Here is a 16,671-nt window from a genome sequence, read left to right as displayed (position 1 = left end):
CGGCAATGCTCGGGGGAATACCAGTCTGCAAACTACAGGGGCGCCTATGAACCAGCCAGTGATTGACACCTCGCCCAAAGTCTCGGACGAGATCCGGCAGACCACCTGTTACATGTGCGCCTGTCGCTGTGGCATCAACGTTCACATGAAAGACGGCAAGGTCGCCTATATCGAGGGCAACCGAGACCACCCGGTGAACAAAGGCGTTCTGTGCGCCAAGGGCAGCGCAGGCATTATGCAGGTCAACGCGCCGTCGCGCCTACGCAAACCGCTGCGCCGTGTCGGCCCGCGCGGATCGGGCGAGTTCCGCGAGATCGAGTGGGACGAAGCGATCAGCACAGCCGTCGGCTGGATGAATGAGCTGCACGAGACAGCGCCGCAAAAGCTGGCCTTCTTTACCGGTCGCGACCAAAGCCAAAGCTTCACCAGCTTCTGGGCTCAGAATTTCGGCACCCCAAACTATGCGGCCCATGGCGGCTTCTGTTCCGTCAACATGGCCGCAGGCGGCATCTACACCATGGGCGGCGCGTTTTGGGAGTTTGGCCAGCCCGACTGGGACCACACCAAGCTATTCATGCTGTTCGGCGTAGCCGAAGACCACGACAGCAACCCGATCAAGATGGGCATCGGCAAGATCAAGGCACGCGGCGCACGGGTGATCGGTGTGAACCCGATTCGATCAGGCTATAACGCCGTCGCCGATGACTGGGTCGGGATTACGCCCGGCACCGACGGGCTGTTCATCCTGTCGCTGATCCATGTGCTGATGAAGGCCGGCAAGATCGACCTGGATTACCTCAGCCGTTATACCAACGCGCCTGTTCTGGTGAACGCATCCGAAGGCCCCGACAAAGGTCTGTTCTTGCGCGATAGTGACGGCAAACCGCTGGTGATCGACCGGGCCACAGGCGAACTCACTGCGTTCGACAAGCCGGGCGTACGCCCGGACTTGTCGGCTACTTACGAAAAGGACGGCGTCACCCATCGCCCGGTTTTCCACCTGATGGCCGAGAAATACCTAAGCGACGAGCACGCCCCTGAGGCCGTGGCTGACCGCTGTGGCATCCCGGCCAGTCGCATTCGCGCCATCGCGGCGGAAATCGCCCGCGTCGCCTTTGATGAGGCGATCGAGCTGGATCAGGAATGGACCGATTTCCGCGGCGAAACCCATGCTAAGATGATCGGTCGCCCGGTCAGCTTCCACGCCATGCGTGGCATCTCGGCCCATGCCAACGGGTTCCAGACCTGCCGCGCGCTGCACGTGCTGCAGATCATCCTCGGCACGGTCGAAGTTCCGGGCGGTTTCCGCTTCAAACCGCCCTATCCCAAACCAGTCGAGGCGCACCCAACCCCGCATGGCGACCGCCGCCCCGGCAGACCCCTGGAAGGCCCGCATCTAGGCTTCCCCCGCGGGCCCGAAGACCTGTTGCTGGACGACTGCGGCACTCCCCAACGGATCGACAAAGCATTCACATGGGAAAACCCGATGTCAGCCCATGGGCTGATGCATATGGTAATCTCAAACGCCGCCGCCGGTGATCCCTACAAGATCGACACGCTGTTCATGTATATGGCGAACATGTCGTGGAACTCCTCCATGAACACCAAAGGTGTGATGGAGATGCTGACCGCCAAGACCGAAGACGGCAAATATGTCATCCCAAACATCATCTATTCCGATGCCTATTCCTCGGAAATGGTGGCCTATGCCGACTTGATCCTGCCCGACACCACCTATCTTGAACGGCACGACTGTATCTCGCTGCTTGACCGCCCGATCTGCGAGGCAGACGCCGCCGCCGACGCAATCCGCTGGCCGGTGATCGAGCCCGACCGCGACGTGCGAGGCTTTCAGTCGGTGCTGGTGGAACTGGCCAACCGCATGAGCTTGCCAGGCTTTACCAACGAAGACGGTACGCCGAAGTGGAAAGACTACGCTGACTATATCGTTAACCATCAGCGAAAGCCCGGTATCGGCCCGCTGGCCGGGTTTCGAGGCGAAAATGGCGACAAAGAAGGTCGTGGCGAGGTCAACCCCGACCAGCTAAATCGCTACATCGAAAATGGCGGCTTCTACGTCGCGCATATCCCCGAAGGGGCGGATTACTACAAACCCTGGAACGCTGCCTATCAGGATTGGGCAGTGGGGATGGGTATCTACGACAGCCCGCAACCCTATCTGTTCCAGCTCTATTCAGAACCGATGCGTAAGTTCCAGCTGGCCGCCGAAGGCCACGGGGACCGGCAACCGCCGGAAAATCTGCGCCAGCGCCTCAAGGACACGATGGACCCGCTGCCGATCTGGTACGAAACCGATCAGCAGGGCAATGAAGGTTTCACAATCAATGCCCTGACTCAGCGCCCGATGGCGATGTATCACTCATGGGGCACCCAAAACGCCTGGCTGCGCCAGCTACACGGGCGCAACCCGCTTTATGTGCCAACCAAACTGATGCGCGAACACGGGATGCAGGACGGCGACTGGGCCAAAGTGACGTCTCCGCACGGGGAAATTACTGTTCCGGTCATGGAGATGGCCGCGCTGAATGAAAATACTGTCTGGACTTGGAATGCCATCGGCAAACGCAAAGGTGCTTGGGCCCTGCAGGAAGACGCACCAGAGGCCACCAAAGGCTTTTTGCTGAACCACCTGATCCACGAACTGCTGCCGTCAAAAGGCGATGGAATGCGCTGGGCCAATTCTGATCCGATTACAGGTCAGGCGGCTTGGTTCGACCTGAAGGTCAGGATCGAAAAGGCGGCGCCACCTTCGGATGCAGAAAGCCAGCCCGAATTCAAACCGATCAAATCACCGGTCGGCACCGGACCAAAAGATCTGGCGTGGAAGGTAGGAAAATGACCCAGCTCCCCCAATCCACAGACAAGAAAATGGGTCTGGTCATCGACCTGGACACCTGTGTCGGCTGCCATGCCTGTGTGATATCCTGCAAAGGCTGGAACACCGAAAACTACGGGGCGCCCCTGTCGGATCAGGACGCTTATGGCGGCAACCCGTCCGGCACCTTCCTAAACCGGGTACATTCCTACGAGGTCCAACCCGAACAGGGTCACGCCCAGCTGATCCACTTCCCCAAATCCTGCCTCCATTGCGAGGACGCGCCCTGCGTCACCGTCTGCCCCACCGGGGCCAGCTATAAGCGGGTCGAGGACGGTATCGTATTGGTCAATGAAAGCGACTGTATCGGCTGCGGGCTTTGCGCCTGGTCCTGCCCTTACGGCGCGCGCGAGATGGATATGGCCGAGGGCGTGATGAAGAAATGTACCCTCTGCGTGGATCGCATCTATAACGAGAACATACCCGAAGTGGACCGCGTGCCATCCTGTGTGCGGACCTGCCCCGCCGGAGCCCGCCATTTCGGTGATCTGGGCGACGCAGATAGCGATGTCAGCAAATTGGTCGCCGAACGTGGTGGCATGGATCTGATGCCTGAAATGGGCACCAAGCCCGTCAACAAATACCTGCCACCTCGCCCTAAAGATCAGATCGAGGACCAGATCGACATTCTCGCGCCCCTTCTGGCCCCGATAGCCGAAGAGCCCAAGGGCTTTCTGGGTTGGCTCGACAAGACACTGGAGAAGCTCTGATGCATCCGGCCCCATCCGTCATTATCTTCACCACCTTGTCCGGTCTGGGCTTTGGGCTGCTGTTTTTTCTGGGCCTTGGGATGCCGGATGTCACCGGGTGGGTGGCCTTCGTATTCTATGCCATGGCCTTTGGCCTGTCGGTGGGTGGGCTGATGGCCTCGACCTTTCACTTGGGCCATCCTGAACGTGCGTGGAAAGCATTCACCCAATGGCGGTCAAGCTGGCTCAGCCGTGAGGGTTGGTGCGCAGTGATCGCCTTGATTCTTATGGGCCTCTACGCGCTGGGCGCTGTCATCTTTGGTCAGCGTTGGGGTGTGCTGGGTCTCTTTGGCGCGTTGTTTTCACTGGCGACGATCTTCACCACCTCGATGATTTACACTCAGCTCAAGACGATCCCGCGTTGGAACATGAAGCTGACGCCTGTTCTGTTCCTGAGCTTCGGCCTTGCCGGTGGCGCGCTTCTGGCCGGTCAGGTCAGCCTTGCCGTCCCTCTGTTGGTGGTCGCTGCCGTTGCGCAGACATTTTACTGGTGGCAAGGGGATAAGGCATTTGCGAACTCAGGAACAAACCTTGGCACCGCTACGGGTTTGGGGCAGCGCGGGGCAGTGCGTGCGTTTGAGCCTCCACATACAGGTACAAACTATCTTCTGCGCGAATTTGTCCACGTGGTTGGCAGGAAACATGCGGACAAATTGCGGGTCATCTCGTTTGTGCTGGCCTTCCTATTGCCGGTCATCCTGCTGATCCTGCCGTTCAACCACTTCTTCGCTCTTCTGGCTGCGCTGTCGCATGTGGCCGGCGTTGCAGTTTCGCGTTGGCTGTTCTTTGCGCAGGCCGAGCATGTCGTGGGTCTGTATTACGGCAAACGGTAAAGAAGGGTTACAGCAGACCTGCGTGGTTCATGGCTGCGTCAATGGCTGATTTGGTGCTGTCGTCCAACGTGGTCAGCGGCGAGCGAACTTCTTCGCTGCACAGGCCCAGCTTGCTGAGGGCGTATTTGGCCCCGACCAGACCGGGTTCGATAAAGATCGCCTCATGCAGAGGCATCAGGCGGTCCTGATAAGTCAGCGCTTTGGCATAATCCCCCTGCAGGGTGGCCTGCTGGAATTCGGCACATAGCTTGGGCGCAACATTCGCCGTGACCGAGATACAGCCCACACCACCATGCGCATTGAAACCCAGCGCCGTGGCGTCTTCGCCCGACAGTTGGCAAAACTCAGGCCCGCAAGAGGCGCGCTGTTGGCTGACACGCCCCAAATCTCCGGTTGCGTCTTTAACCCCAACGATCCTTGGCAACTCGGCCAGCTCACCCATCGTCTGGGGCGTCATGTCGATGACGGAACGGCCTGGAATGTTGTAGATGATGATCGGAATATCAGAACAATCATGTAGGGTGCGGAAATGCTGAATTAGGCCCTTCTGGGTCGGCTTGTTGTAATACGGGGTCACCACCAGAGCGGCATTCGCGCCGACTTGCTGCGCAAATTGAACGAATCGGATCGCCTCGACCGTGTTGTTCGAGCCCGCACCAGCGATCACCGGGACACGACCGGCTGCGGCATTGACAACTTCTGCCACCACCGTTTCGTGTTCTTCATGGCTGAGGGTTGGGCTTTCACCGGTGGTCCCCACCGGCACCAAACCGGTCGAGCCTTCCTGAATTTGCCATTCCACCAAACGTTTGAGCGTGCCCAGATCCAACTCGCCATTCGAAAACGGGGTAACGAGGGCTGGCATCGAGCCTTTGAACATGACACGCTCCTTGCTGTGCGGTTAGCAATTTTTGCGCCTTGGGCAATCACATTCCTAGCAATGTGTGTTGATCCCGCTGGCGCAAGGTTTATCCTAAATGGCTCTATCCTTGGTTGGTTGGGAAATGCAAGGCATGACACGCGTTCTGGCGCTTTTGACAGCGGTGATTCTGGCATCCTTCGGGCCGGCCCAAGCCGACTCGGTGGGCGATCTGCGCGCTGGCATGTATGAAATGCGCAAGGGCGATTGGAACGCCGCGCTGCAAGAGGCAGGCCCGCGCGGATCTGTGTCACGTGACATCATCGTATGGCATTGGCTGCGCGAGGGGTTCGGAAGCTCGGGCGATGTGCTGGTATTTCTGAACCGCAGGCCGGATTGGCCGGGGCTGGCATGGTTACGACGCGAAAGCGAACCCGCCTTTACCGGGGCTGACCCGGACCGGGTGTTGAAATTCTACGCCGGCACTGCCCCACAAACGGCGGAAGGGGCGCTGAATTTCGCCGTAGCGCTGAAGGCTAAGGGACGGCAGGGTGATGCGCAGGCGGATATCGTAACCGCCTGGCGTACGATGCCGATGGGATCGGGCCTGCAGAAAGACTATATCGAGAACTTTGAAACATTGCTGAAACCCCACCACGCGGCGCGGCTAGACCGGATGCTGTGGGACGGTCATCTGATCAGCGCAGGACAAATGCTGCCATTGGTGAATGACGATCAGCGCAAGCTGGCCGAGGCGCGGATTGCATTGCAAAAACGTGCGCCGGGTGTTGATGCCAAAGTAGGGGCGGTTCCCGAATCCGTGGCCGGATCGGCAGGGCTTGCCTTTGACCGCTTTGTCTGGCGAGATAAAAAGGAACTGGATGACAGCGCGATTGATCTGATGCTGGCGCGGTCATCCAGCCCGGATGCTCTGGGCGAGCCAGGCAAATGGGCCGAGGGCCGTCGCCGACTGGCACGGCTTGAGATGCGCAACGGTGATGTGAGCCGCGCATACAAGATTGCCTCTAGACACCATATGACGCCGGACATGGGCTATGCTTATGCCGATCTTGAATGGCTTTCCGGATTCCTTGCCCTGCGTCGGTTGAATGATCCGGCAACGGCTGTGCGGCATTTCCAAAACTTCTCGGGCGCGGTGCAGTCACCGATTTCCAAGGGACGCGGCGGGTATTGGCTAGGTCGGGCCTATGCCGCGCAGGGGGATGCGGAAAAGGCTTATGAGGCCTATGCCATGGGTGCTGATCACCAGACCTCGTTCTACGGGCTTCTTGCCGCCGAACGGATAGGGCGCCCCTTCGACAGCGATCTGGCAAACCCGCGAAGGGCACCGCACTGGAAACAAGCGGAGTTTGCCGATTCCAGCGTTCTGGAAGCGGGGCTATTGCTGTTGCGCGCAGGTGAGGCAAACCTATCCGAGCGGTTCCTGACCCATCTGGTTGAGGGGCTCGACCCCGTTCAGGCAAGTCAACTGGGCGATCTGGTCATCGAACTGAACGAACCACATCTGGCGGTGATGATCGCCAAGCGCGCCGCGACCACCGGCGTTGTCCTGCCCGCCGCGTATTACCCGGTTCATCCCGTGGCAGATCTGGGCCTGCCCATGGCCAAAGAAATGACGCTAGCAATCGCCCGGCGCGAAAGCGAGTTTGACCCGGTTGTCATCAGCGGCGCGGGCGCGCGCGGGCTTATGCAGGTGATGCCCGCGACGGCGAAAGTTGTGGCCCGGAACATGGGCATTCTAAGCAGCCACCAAACCGGAAAACTGACTTCGGACTGGCGATATAACGCCAAATTGGGGGCGAATTACCTGTCCGAGCTGGCAGCAGAATTCAACGGCAATGTGGTGATGATGGCGGCGGGGTATAATGCCGGACCGGGCAGGCCGATCTCGTGGATGAAACGCAATGGCGACCCGCGCCGGGGTGAGGCCGATATCGTCGACTGGATCGAATTCATACCCTTCAGCGAGACCCGCAACTATGTCATGCGCGTCGCCGAAAGCCTGCCTGTGTATCGCGCACGGTTGGGGCAGCAGGCGTTGCCGGTGCCATTTTCCGAGGAACTGATCGGGTCAACTCTGGCGTCGTTCGCGCCATAAGGTGAACAATCCGGCGGCAATAACCAATGTGGCCCCTGCAACAACCGCGGGTCTCAAGCTTTCACCAAAGACCGAGATTCCCAGAATGGCGCTCCACATCAGGTGAAAATAGGCAAAGGGCTGAACGGCGCTGGCCTCGGCCATTTCGTAGCACTTAATCAACAACCAATGTCCCAGAACTCCGGTCAGGCAGAGCAGGCCCATCCAAAGCCAGTCACCGCCCTGCATAGGCTCCCAAAACCACACGCCCACGGCCGTCATGGCAACCGCCCCGGCGATGCCGGTCCAGAAAAAACTGGTGGCGGTAGTGTCGCGCCGCGCCGCATAGCGGGTCAGCAGGCCATAGACGGCAAACATCAGGGCCGAGATCAACGGGATCACCGCCCACGGATTGAACACTCCCACCCCGGGCTGCAAAATGATCAGAACACCAATACATCCCACGCCGATAGCCGACCACCGACGCCAGCCGACCTTCTCACCCAGAACGGGTCCGCTGAGCGCCGCCACCAGCAGGGGGTAACAGATAAATACGGCTTGGCTTTCGATCAGCCCCAGGATGGTGAAGGCATAGACTGCGACGCAGATTTCCCCCGCCAAGAGCACCCCGCGCAGGATCTGCAGCCCAAGCTGGCTGGTGCGGGCCGTGGCCGCGATACCGCCGGGCGCACGTAGCGCCAGAGCGACGACAAATGCTGCGAAGAACCAATAGCGGATCATCACGACCATATAGGTGTTATAAGTCCCGGCCAGATGGCGCGAGATACCGTCCTGCAGCGCAAAAACCACAGTCGCCGCGATCATCAGCGCGATACCGGCGCGAGTGTTGTTCTGTTGGGTCATGGCTTGACCGCCCGCGTCATGTGACGCTTGCGCCCATAGCCCGGCGCGCGGGTGACGTTGAACCCCGCGTCTTGGAGCCCGCGCCGGACGAACCCAGCGGCGGTATAGGTGGCGGCGGTTCCATTGGGCGCCGTGTGGTCGGATACCTGCTGCATCAGCTCTGCGCCCCAAAGCTCGGGGTTTTTGGCAGGCGAAAACCCATCCAGAAACCACGCATCCGCCTGCCCCGACCATGCGGACAGGGTGGACCGCGCGTCGCCCTCGATAACCTCAAGCCGCAGGGTGCCCAGATCGCAGGTACCGCCCTGCCATTGGGACAGGAACCGGTCGGCCCAAGGGGACAACTCAGGAAAGACGGCCAGAGCGCGCGACATGTCGTCTGGCGCCATTGGATAGGCTTCGAAACTGGTGAATGTCAGCGGGGTCGTTTGGCCAGCCTTTTCCCATTCGGCCCAGACGGTCAGCATATTCAGGCCGGTGCCAAACCCGAGCTCGGTAATGTGAAACCCCGGCGCAAACCGCGCGGGCAGGTCATTGCCCGCCAAAAACACATGCCGCGTCTCCTCCAGCCCGTTCTGCAACGAGAAATAGGGGTCGTCGAAACGGTCCGAGACGGGTATCTGCCCGTCTTTCCAAGTCAGTTCGGCGCGCTGGTCTGCCATCGGGGAATCCTGTAGCTAAGCGGCGCGACACTGAACAAGGACAAGGGGAATGGCAATGGTCGATGTGACGGTGCGAGGCGCGGGCATTTTTGGCCTTTCGATCGCCTGGGCCTGTGCAAAACGCGGCGCAAAAGTTCAGATCATTGACCCTTTTGGGCCCGGTGCAGGATCCAGTGGCGGTTTGGTCGGGGCTTTGGCACCACATGTGCCCGAGAATTGGAATGCCAAGAAAGCTTTTCAATTCGAAAGCCTGATCATGGCCGAACCCTTCTGGAAACAGGTTGAGGCGACCGGAGGCGTCTCAGCCGGATATGCCCGGTTGGGAAGGCTACAGCCCATCGCAGATAGCCGCACGCTGGATCTGGCCCATGCACGTACGGTCACCGCCGCAGAGCTTTGGCAGGGGCGGGCCGAATGGCGCGTTGTTGCAATGGATGAGGTCGGGTCGTGGTGCCCTCCCAGCCCCACCGGCTTTGTAATCCACGACACGCTTAGCGCCCGGATGCACCCAAGGCGGGCATGTTCTGCACTGGTTTCGGCGCTGGCGGTGATGGGGGTTGAGGTCAAAACCGATGCGGCCAATCAAGGGCATATCATTCACGCCACCGGGCTTTCTGGCCTGCTAGAACTGAACGACGCCTTTGGCAAAACGGTCGGCAATGGCGTCAAGGGACAGGCGGCTTTGCTGCGGTTCGATGCCGGGGACGTCTCCCAGCTGTTTGCAGATGCCGTTCACATTATCCCGCATGCGGATGGCACATTGGCCATCGGATCGACCTCGGAACGGGACTATGACGACCCAACCAGCACCGATGCGGCGCTGGATGATGTCCTGGATCGGGCCACGCGGGCGGTTCCGGTCCTGCACGGTGCCGAAGTGATCGAACGCTGGGCCGGGATCCGACCCCGCAGCAAAAGCCGAGCGCCGATGTTGGGTGCACATCCGCTGCACGCCGGAGAATTCATCGCCAATGGAGGGTTCAAGATCGGCTTTGGCATGGCGCCCAAAGTGGCAGAAGTCATGGCCGAACTGGTGCTTGAAGGGCGCGATGAAATCCCCGCAGATTTTCAACCCGAGGCTTCTTTGTGACCTCCCTCGACAACACCCCAGTTCGCCTGCAACCAGACGATCCTATATTGCCACAGGTGTTACGCCTGATCCGCCACAGCTTTGCATTCATGGAGGGGCGTATAGACCCGCCCTCGTCAATGCATCGCCTGACCGAGGAAACGCTTCGGCAACAGGCCCGCGACCACGAGGTTTGGATCATAGGCAATCGCCCGGATGCGGTCGTCTTTCTGACACCCAAACAGGACAGCCTGTATCTGAGCAAACTGGCTGTGGACGAAACCCGACGTGGTCAGGGGCTGGCACAGCGTCTGGTCGATCTGGCATCCGCGCGGGCGGTTGAAATAGGTTTTGCTACGCTGGAACTGAAGACACGGGTCGAATTGGTCGAAAACCATGCCTCCTTTGCCCGGATGGGCTTTGTCAAAACGGCGGAAACGGCGCATCCCGGGTTCACCCGGGCGACCTCGATTACCATGCAGAAACATTTAGGCTGAGGCTTCGGCAATCATACATTGGCGCCCGTCTGCCGCACGCACCCACAGGGTATTGCCCTTCCGGCACAGGCTCGCAGTTTCGAAATGCATCAATGCCGAGGTTGCGCGGAAAGAAAACTGCGCTAATGGGCCCATCACATCTTCCGCAAACAACATCAGGTGCTGCGCTAAAAGCGGGCCATGCACGACCAGCCCGGCATATCCTTCGACATCACGGGCATAGTCGATGTCATAGTGAATACGGTGTCCGTTAAATGTCAGGGCCGAGTAGCGAAACAGCATTGTGCTGTCGAAGGACAGCTCGCGATGTTCGGTTTCATCCTGCCTGGCCAGTGGTGCCGGAGGGGTGGCCGTATCTGCCGAGGGGTCTTGGCGGTAAACCAGATCCTGCCATTCGGTCAGGCGCAGCGCACCGCCCTGCCAAACCTCGTGGCGCAACGTGACAAAGCCCAAGGGGCCGGTGCGTCCTGATTTCAAACTCGAACTTTCACATAGCGATCGCCGTTCGGCTAACTGACCTGCTATCAGAGGCGCGAAAAACTCCAAGCGTCCGCCTGCCCACATTCTGCGGGGTAGGCCCATATCGGGGATCAGGCCCCCGACATTGGGATGTCCGTCGCGCCCAAGTTGGCCGGGTGGCTGCGGAGTCCAGAAATACAGGTGATGAAAGAACGGCGGCAACGCAGTGCCGCCCCTCACAGTTGCCTGTTTCCCAAGCGCCACCTGCAACGCGCCAGCACGGGCTGCGTCCATCACATCTGTCTGAATTTCCATCGACATAGCGCAAGATTAGGCGGCCTGCCCCCTACGGGCAAGCAAACCGGCAGTTTCAGAAACCGGCCTCTGACCGCAAGTTCTTCATCAAGGTCCGAAGGGCGTTTTCATAGCGTTCGTTAACCAGCTTGCCCTGCGCGTCGAATTCGTTCGAACTGTCGGCCAGATGAATTTCCGGCCCTTGCAAGATGCGCGTCTGGAACGGAACCATATAGCTGCGCAGTATCATCTGTGCACGTTCACCGCCGGCACGACCCGCAGCGGCAGACATCACCGCAACCGGCTTGTTCGCCCAAGGCTTGTCCTTGGTGCGGCTGACCCAGTCCAGCGCATTCTTCAACACACCTGACGGCGCTTTATTATATTCCGGCGTCGAAATGATGACCGCATCCGCACGGGCAATCTGATCCGCCAAAATCTGGACGGTCTCGGGAACCCCTTCGCCTTCTTCAAGATCACCGTCATATAATGGCAAGTTCAGATCGGCCTCGATATGAGTGCCCGGCTCAAACAGCCGCGCCGCCTCGCGAAGCAGTTTTCGGTTGGTAGCATTTTGGCGCAGTGAACCTGACAGGCTCAGAAGGATCGGTTCGGACATAAAAGGTCTCCGTTCAGGCGTTTTCCAGAAGGTAGCCCCTGATCACCGCCAGCCAAAGCCCAGTTGACGCGCAGTCAATGTGCAATAACGGGCACCTAGACGGTGCCCGGTCACATCAGGTGTTGCCGTTGGGGATGATTTCGATATCAACTCGACGATTCCGCGCCTTCCCTTCGGGTGTGAGATTCGAGGCCGCAGGTCGGTTCTCACCCAATCCGATGGTGCTGATACGGGCCCCGTTCACACCATTGGCTTGCAGAACATCCGCCACGGACCTAGCCCGACGCTCAGATAGGGCCTGATTATAAGAGGCTTCGCCATCACTGTCCGTATGGCCAATGACCTGAACGGCCGAGTTGGGATATCTCACCAAATTCTGACCCACCCGGACCAAATCAGAACGCAATGCAGGCCGCACGGTCGAGCTGTCGGTGTCAAAGGTGATGTCGTTGGGGACGGTAACAATCAGGCGGTCGCCCGCGTTGACGATTGTGATGCCGTCATTTGCCAGCTGCTGGCGCAACTCAGCCGCCTGGCGGTCCAGTTGATTGCCGATAAGGCCGCCACCTGCTGCACCGATTGCACCACCAGCCAGCGCACCCAGAAGCGGATCCGAGTCGTTCGCAATGGCCCCGACACCGGCACCAACCAACCCACCCAAAAGCGCACCCTGTTTGGTATTTTGGTTGGGGTCCGAGGGCAAGTTCAGCGTTCCGGGGTCGGTGCAGCCCGCCAAGAACAAGGCCGAGCAAAGCCCAGCAGAAACAACAAGCTTGGAAATCGTCATGATATCACCTTCTGCTCAGAGGCCCGTTTGCCGGGTCCCATTGTTTGGCACAGTATATCGCGCTGCCCCCCCGCAGGCTCAAGCAACAATCAGGTGATATCGGCGAATACCCGCCGCTCAATGGGCCTCGGCAGGGGAACCCCATTGGTTCTGCTCCTGCCAGATCTCCCGCAGCGGCTGCCCTTGGCCGCAGAAATGATCGTCAACCATTTCGCAGGCCCAGACGCGATCGGTCCGAAAATGGCGAAAACCGTTGCGCAATTCGCACCACGCAACCAGCATCGTGCACTCGATGTGATAGATCAGGGCAACCGGACGGACGACCCGTTCGGAGCGAACGTCTTGCGAGCTGACATATGTGAGGCGAAGCTTGCGCTCGTCCCGGATGGCTTCGCGGTAATTCACGACCGGGATACAGCCCTTGGCCGGATCATCAACCGGAGCCCCCCAAGGCGCGACCTGCAACCAGTCGGGACTTGCGCGCAGGCCTTCTATTTTCCGGCAAATGCGTTTGGCGGCCTCCTGCAGGGTACTGTCGCCGGTCCGTGCCAGCATTGACAGACCGACCCAAAGCGCCTCGACCTCTTCAGCGTCGAAGTTCAGTGGTGGCAAGTCATAGCCCCGCCGCATCAGATACCCGACGCCGGCTTCGCCCTCGATCGGTGTGCGTTGGGCCTGCAGTGCCGCGATGTCGCGATACACCGTGCGCACCGAGACTTCGAGCTTTTGCGCCAGCATCTCAGCGGTAACCGGAGCGTCGGCGGCACGCAGAATCTGGATGATTTCAAACAGGCGGGACGAACGGCGCATGGCAAACTCCGGTTTCTCTGCTGACACCTTAGCACACCCCCCTGACAACGCGCTGTCAGGAGTGATGCGGGATGCTGGTTCAACAATTCACAGGAGATTACTGATGCCCAGCCTCGACAATCACGTAATGATGACACTGCAACTGGGACGCTGGTCCCAGGACCATACCCTGCGCGCCTTTGAAATCGAACGCGAGATCATGGCCAGCCGACAGCCCTGCGCCCCTAGGAAACAGGTCAGACGATTTTCACTGGGCAATCTCAAACTGCTTTGGACCAATCCCGCCTGAGCCTAGAACCCGGCCTTGGCGCGAAACTTCATCGACGTCCCGCTATCGGGGCTTTTCAACCGCAATTCCTCGGAATGCAGCATGAGGCGCGGGAAGGCCCGTGCCTCACCTTTTGCATAGAACGGATCACCCAAAATCGGATGCCCTAGCGCCAGCATGTGAACCCGCAGCTGGTGCGAGCGCCCGGTTTTCGGGAACAGGCGTATGCGGGTAGTGTTGCCTTCATATTTGACCACGCGCCAATCCGTCACCGCAGGTTTGCCGGTCTCATGGCACACCATTTGCAGCGGCCTGTTGGGCCAATCCACAATCAACGGTAGATCAACAGCTCCGGTCTTTGACTCTACCATGCCCCAGACGCGGGCAATATAAGTCTTGCGAGTTTGACGCTGTTCGAACTGCATGTTCAGATTGCGCTGAGCATGAGGGGTTTGGGCAAAAACCATCACGCCCGAAGTGTCGCGGTCCAACCTGTGCACAAGCAGGGCTTGCGGGAACGCCGCCTGCACACGGGTCAACAGACAATCGGCCAGATGCTCTCCGCGACCCGGTACGGACAAAAGCCCCGAGGGCTTGTTCACCACAATCAGATGCGCGTCTTCGTGCAGCACATCCAGCGGTGTTTTCGGGGGATCGTAGGTCTCGCTCATGCGGGTCTGCCTATCGCAAGCGACAACCTCCCGCAACGTCGTGCTTGCCTGAACTGAATAGTTCAGCAAATCATGCGACAACTCGGAGGAGAAACAATGCACCCAACAATCGAACAACTCAAAGATGTCATCACAAAAGGCGATGACAGTCTGATTCACGAGTTTCTGGCCGAAGACGTGCGTTTTCTGCCGCCGACCTACTACAGCACCTGGGCCGGGCGCGAACCCGTGGCGGCTCTGCTAGGGCATGTGGGGCAGGTATTCTCGGACTTCAGCTATCGTCGGATCATGGGTGACGGCAAAGACTGGGCGCTGGAATTTCAGTGCAAGGTTGGTGATCTGGATGCGGTTGGTGTGGACTTGATCCGGCTGAATGATGAAGGCTTGATCGAAAAGTTCGAAGTGGTCATGCGCCCACTTAAAACTATTGCAGCCCTGCGCACCGAGATGATGGCACGCGTGGCAAAAGACCCTCGCTTTATCAATTTTAAGGACGCTTTGGGTTGACCAAGCCTGCCCGGATCGGAGCTGATCAGTTTCTGAGACTACCGCTGTTGCCACTATTGGCGGCACAGGGGATTTCAGTTCGACGAAAGGCGCGGTTCCTGCCCGAACCGACCGGGCCGCGCGAAGGCCGTGAAGGGCGCGGCCCGCGTTTGCGGTTGCTAATCGCAGGCGACAGCTCGGCAGCAGGTGTTGGCGCTGGCACCCAGGCGCAGGCTTTGTCCGGGCAGTTGGTCGCACAACTAGCAAAAAGCCACAGTGTCGAATGGCGGCTCGAGGCTACGACAGGGCATACAACGCTGGATACACTGAAACGCCTTGACGGTCTGACAGATCAATTTGATGCCGCCATTACGGCGCTTGGCGTCAATGACGTCACCCGTGGCGTCACTAAAAAGCGGTTTGTCGAACACCAATCCCGTATGATGCACCTGATCACCGACCAGCTTGGAGCCCGGCGTGTCGTTGTAACGGCCGTTCCCCAGATGGGTCGGTTTCCCGCCTTGCCTCAACCGCTTGCCTGGGTGCTGGGGCGTCAGGCAGCCCGCCTGGACCAAGGCCTGCAACAGATTGCGACCGGCTTCCCGCAAATCCGCCATCTGTCCATTGATTTACCCGATGACCCGGCGCTGGCCGCACCGGACGGCTATCATCCGAGCCCCAAAGCCTATGCGATCTGGGCGCAGAAGGCTGCCGAATTGCTGCGTCAGACCTGAGCGCGTATCTGCCGGATCATCGGGATCGAATAGACCACAAGTGCGGCCCAGATCAGCGGAAACGCAATCATGCGGCCACGGTCAATCTGCTCTCCAAAAACCGCGATGGCAGTCACAAAAATCATGGTCGGCGCGATGTATTGCAGGATGCCCATCGTCGACAGGCGCACCAGTTTGGCACCATTGGCATAGATCAGCAACGGCACCGCGGTCACCACCCCTGCCCCGGCCAGCAGCATGGTGTCGGTTGCGACCAGCCCGAAATGCCCCGTCCCGTTGATCCCCAGCCAAGTCACATAAACCAATGCGGGGATCAGCAGGATCAGCACTTCCAGCAAGAACCCCTGATTTGGCCCGATGGGGAGTGAGCGTTTGAAGAAGGCGTAGAATCCCCAGCTGAACATAAGCCCCAGCGCCGCCCAAGGCAGGCTTCCGGCCTCTACAACAAGAACCACCACCCCGGCTGCGGCCAACCCAACAGCAATCAGCTGCGTCCGGTTCAAAGGTTCGCGCAGCAGCACCGCGCCCAGCGCGATACTGAACAGCGGATTTATGTAATAGCCCAGCGCTGCGTCCAGCGCATGCCCACTGGCTATGGCCCAGACATAGATCGCCCAGTTCACCGATATCAACGCAGCCGTCAGACAGGCCATGCCCAGCATCTTGGGATCGCGCAAAGCTGACTTCAGATCCCGCGTCCGGCCCAGTGCGATCAGCAATAGCCCGGCCAAAGGCACCGACCAGATGATACGATGCGCCACAACCTCAACCGGCGCGATATGGGCCATCGCCTTCATGTATAAAGGCAAAAACCCCCACAAAACATAGGCCGTAACCGCCAGAACAAGGCCTTTTGGCGTATCGGCATTCTGTGTGGGTGTTGCGTTGGCCATTGCGGGTCTCCGGGGGGTACCGGTCGTCTTTACGGTAATCCAGACATGCTTGGGAACCGCGAAAACTGTGAAGCGGCCCATCAGGATATTTGATATGTGAGACCAGAACAAAGCCGGAGCGCC

The 16,671-nt window shown here is 59.4% G+C and carries 18 protein-coding genes; 9 read left to right on the top strand and 9 right to left on the bottom strand.

The window, feature by feature from the left end; all coding sequences use genetic code 11:
- Positions 1 to 46 precede the first annotated feature (46 nt).
- From AC2FIC_RS15895 to AC2FIC_RS15885, 3 genes are read left to right on the top strand one after another with little or no spacing between them, the layout of a single operon-like run.
- A complete protein-coding gene (locus AC2FIC_RS15895) occupies positions 47 to 2,860 on the top strand; it encodes a molybdopterin oxidoreductase family protein (protein ID WP_281995401.1) in 2,814 nt (937 codons plus the stop codon).
- Positions 2,857 to 3,606, top strand: coding sequence for a 4Fe-4S dicluster domain-containing protein (locus AC2FIC_RS15890; protein ID WP_496692489.1), 750 nt, complete (start codon positions 2,857 to 2,859; stop codon positions 3,604 to 3,606). Before AC2FIC_RS15895 ends, AC2FIC_RS15890 begins: the two co-directional genes overlap by 4 nt.
- Entirely contained in the window at positions 3,606 to 4,478 is an 873-nt protein-coding gene (locus AC2FIC_RS15885) for a dimethyl sulfoxide reductase anchor subunit family protein (RefSeq protein ID WP_496692490.1), read from the top strand. The genes AC2FIC_RS15890 and AC2FIC_RS15885 overlap by 1 nt, the downstream gene beginning before the upstream one ends.
- A 7-nt stretch (positions 4,479 to 4,485) precedes the next feature.
- Here AC2FIC_RS15885 and dapA read toward each other — a convergent pair whose 3' ends face one another.
- Positions 4,486 to 5,358, bottom strand: coding sequence for a 4-hydroxy-tetrahydrodipicolinate synthase (gene dapA / locus AC2FIC_RS15880; protein ID WP_496692491.1), 873 nt, complete (start codon positions 5,356 to 5,358; stop codon positions 4,486 to 4,488).
- A gap of 133 nt (positions 5,359 to 5,491) precedes the next feature.
- On the opposite strand from dapA, the gene AC2FIC_RS15875 reads away from it, so the two are divergent.
- Positions 5,492 to 7,456: a lytic transglycosylase domain-containing protein gene (locus tag AC2FIC_RS15875; protein WP_496692575.1), complete on the top strand. Its 1,965-nt coding sequence runs from the start codon at positions 5,492 to 5,494 to the stop codon at positions 7,454 to 7,456.
- On the opposite strand, the gene AC2FIC_RS15870 is transcribed toward AC2FIC_RS15875, so the two are convergent.
- Positions 7,430 to 8,299: a DMT family transporter gene (locus AC2FIC_RS15870; RefSeq protein WP_281973084.1), complete on the bottom strand. Its 870-nt coding sequence runs from the start codon at positions 8,297 to 8,299 to the stop codon at positions 7,430 to 7,432. The two genes, AC2FIC_RS15875 and AC2FIC_RS15870, sit on opposite strands and share 27 nt — an antisense overlap.
- Complete coding sequence (gene mnmC2, locus AC2FIC_RS15865; protein WP_496692492.1) at positions 8,296 to 8,961, bottom strand: tRNA (5-methylaminomethyl-2-thiouridine)(34)-methyltransferase MnmC2; 666 nt, start codon at positions 8,959 to 8,961, stop codon at positions 8,296 to 8,298. The genes AC2FIC_RS15870 and mnmC2 overlap by 4 nt, the downstream gene beginning before the upstream one ends.
- Before the next feature lie 49 nt (positions 8,962 to 9,010).
- On the opposite strand from mnmC2, the gene AC2FIC_RS15860 reads away from it, so the two are divergent.
- Complete coding sequence (locus AC2FIC_RS15860) at positions 9,011 to 10,051, top strand: NAD(P)/FAD-dependent oxidoreductase (protein WP_496692493.1); 1,041 nt, start codon at positions 9,011 to 9,013, stop codon at positions 10,049 to 10,051.
- The gene (locus AC2FIC_RS15855; RefSeq protein WP_496692494.1) at positions 10,048 to 10,527 is read left to right on the top strand and encodes a GNAT family N-acetyltransferase; all 480 of its coding nucleotides are present in this window, start codon (positions 10,048 to 10,050) and stop codon (positions 10,525 to 10,527) included. The genes AC2FIC_RS15860 and AC2FIC_RS15855 overlap by 4 nt, the downstream gene beginning before the upstream one ends.
- On the opposite strand, the gene AC2FIC_RS15850 is transcribed toward AC2FIC_RS15855, so the two are convergent.
- From AC2FIC_RS15850 to AC2FIC_RS15835, 4 genes are all read right to left on the bottom strand, one after another.
- Positions 10,519 to 11,307: an HTD2 family dehydratase gene (locus AC2FIC_RS15850; RefSeq protein ID WP_496692495.1), complete on the bottom strand. Its 789-nt coding sequence runs from the start codon at positions 11,305 to 11,307 to the stop codon at positions 10,519 to 10,521. The two genes, AC2FIC_RS15855 and AC2FIC_RS15850, sit on opposite strands and share 9 nt — an antisense overlap.
- Before the next feature lie 49 nt (positions 11,308 to 11,356).
- On the bottom strand, positions 11,357 to 11,899 hold the full coding sequence (locus tag AC2FIC_RS15845; RefSeq protein WP_496692496.1) for an NADPH-dependent FMN reductase: 543 nt from the start codon (positions 11,897 to 11,899) through the stop codon (positions 11,357 to 11,359).
- Between the two features lie 115 nt (positions 11,900 to 12,014).
- Positions 12,015 to 12,686, bottom strand: a complete 672-nt coding sequence (locus AC2FIC_RS15840; protein WP_142637036.1) for a YiaD family glycine zipper/OmpA-like lipoprotein — start codon at positions 12,684 to 12,686, stop codon at positions 12,015 to 12,017.
- Between the two features lie 117 nt (positions 12,687 to 12,803).
- Entirely contained in the window at positions 12,804 to 13,496 is a 693-nt protein-coding gene (locus tag AC2FIC_RS15835; RefSeq protein ID WP_271949714.1) for a helix-turn-helix transcriptional regulator, read from the bottom strand.
- Positions 13,497 to 13,599: 103 nt separating this feature from the next.
- Here AC2FIC_RS15835 and AC2FIC_RS15830 point away from each other — a divergent pair, with 103 nt between their 5' ends.
- On the top strand, positions 13,600 to 13,785 hold the full coding sequence (locus AC2FIC_RS15830) for a hypothetical protein (RefSeq protein ID WP_496692497.1): 186 nt from the start codon (positions 13,600 to 13,602) through the stop codon (positions 13,783 to 13,785).
- A gap of 2 nt (positions 13,786 to 13,787) precedes the next feature.
- Here the strand turns inward: AC2FIC_RS15830 and AC2FIC_RS15825 are convergent, their stop codons facing one another.
- Positions 13,788 to 14,471: an RluA family pseudouridine synthase gene (locus AC2FIC_RS15825; protein WP_496692576.1), complete on the bottom strand. Its 684-nt coding sequence runs from the start codon at positions 14,469 to 14,471 to the stop codon at positions 13,788 to 13,790.
- Between the two features lie 60 nt (positions 14,472 to 14,531).
- On the opposite strand from AC2FIC_RS15825, the gene AC2FIC_RS15820 reads away from it, so the two are divergent.
- Positions 14,532 to 14,942: a nuclear transport factor 2 family protein gene (locus tag AC2FIC_RS15820; RefSeq protein ID WP_496692498.1), complete on the top strand. Its 411-nt coding sequence runs from the start codon at positions 14,532 to 14,534 to the stop codon at positions 14,940 to 14,942.
- Positions 14,939 to 15,655 carry an SGNH/GDSL hydrolase family protein gene (locus AC2FIC_RS15815; RefSeq protein WP_496692499.1) on the top strand — a complete coding sequence of 239 codons (717 nt, stop codon included), beginning with the start codon at positions 14,939 to 14,941 and terminating at the stop codon, positions 15,653 to 15,655. Before AC2FIC_RS15820 ends, AC2FIC_RS15815 begins: the two co-directional genes overlap by 4 nt.
- Here AC2FIC_RS15815 and rarD read toward each other — a convergent pair.
- Positions 15,646 to 16,548, bottom strand: coding sequence for an EamA family transporter RarD (rarD, locus tag AC2FIC_RS15810; RefSeq protein ID WP_496692500.1), 903 nt, complete (start codon positions 16,546 to 16,548; stop codon positions 15,646 to 15,648). The genes AC2FIC_RS15815 and rarD overlap by 10 nt on opposite strands.
- Positions 16,549 to 16,671 lie beyond the last annotated feature (123 nt).

Source organism: Ruegeria sp. CDSC079 (genome assembly GCF_059610505.1).
The sequence above is the reverse complement of the archived record's forward strand: the minus strand, read 5'-3'. Positions and strand labels throughout refer to the sequence as shown.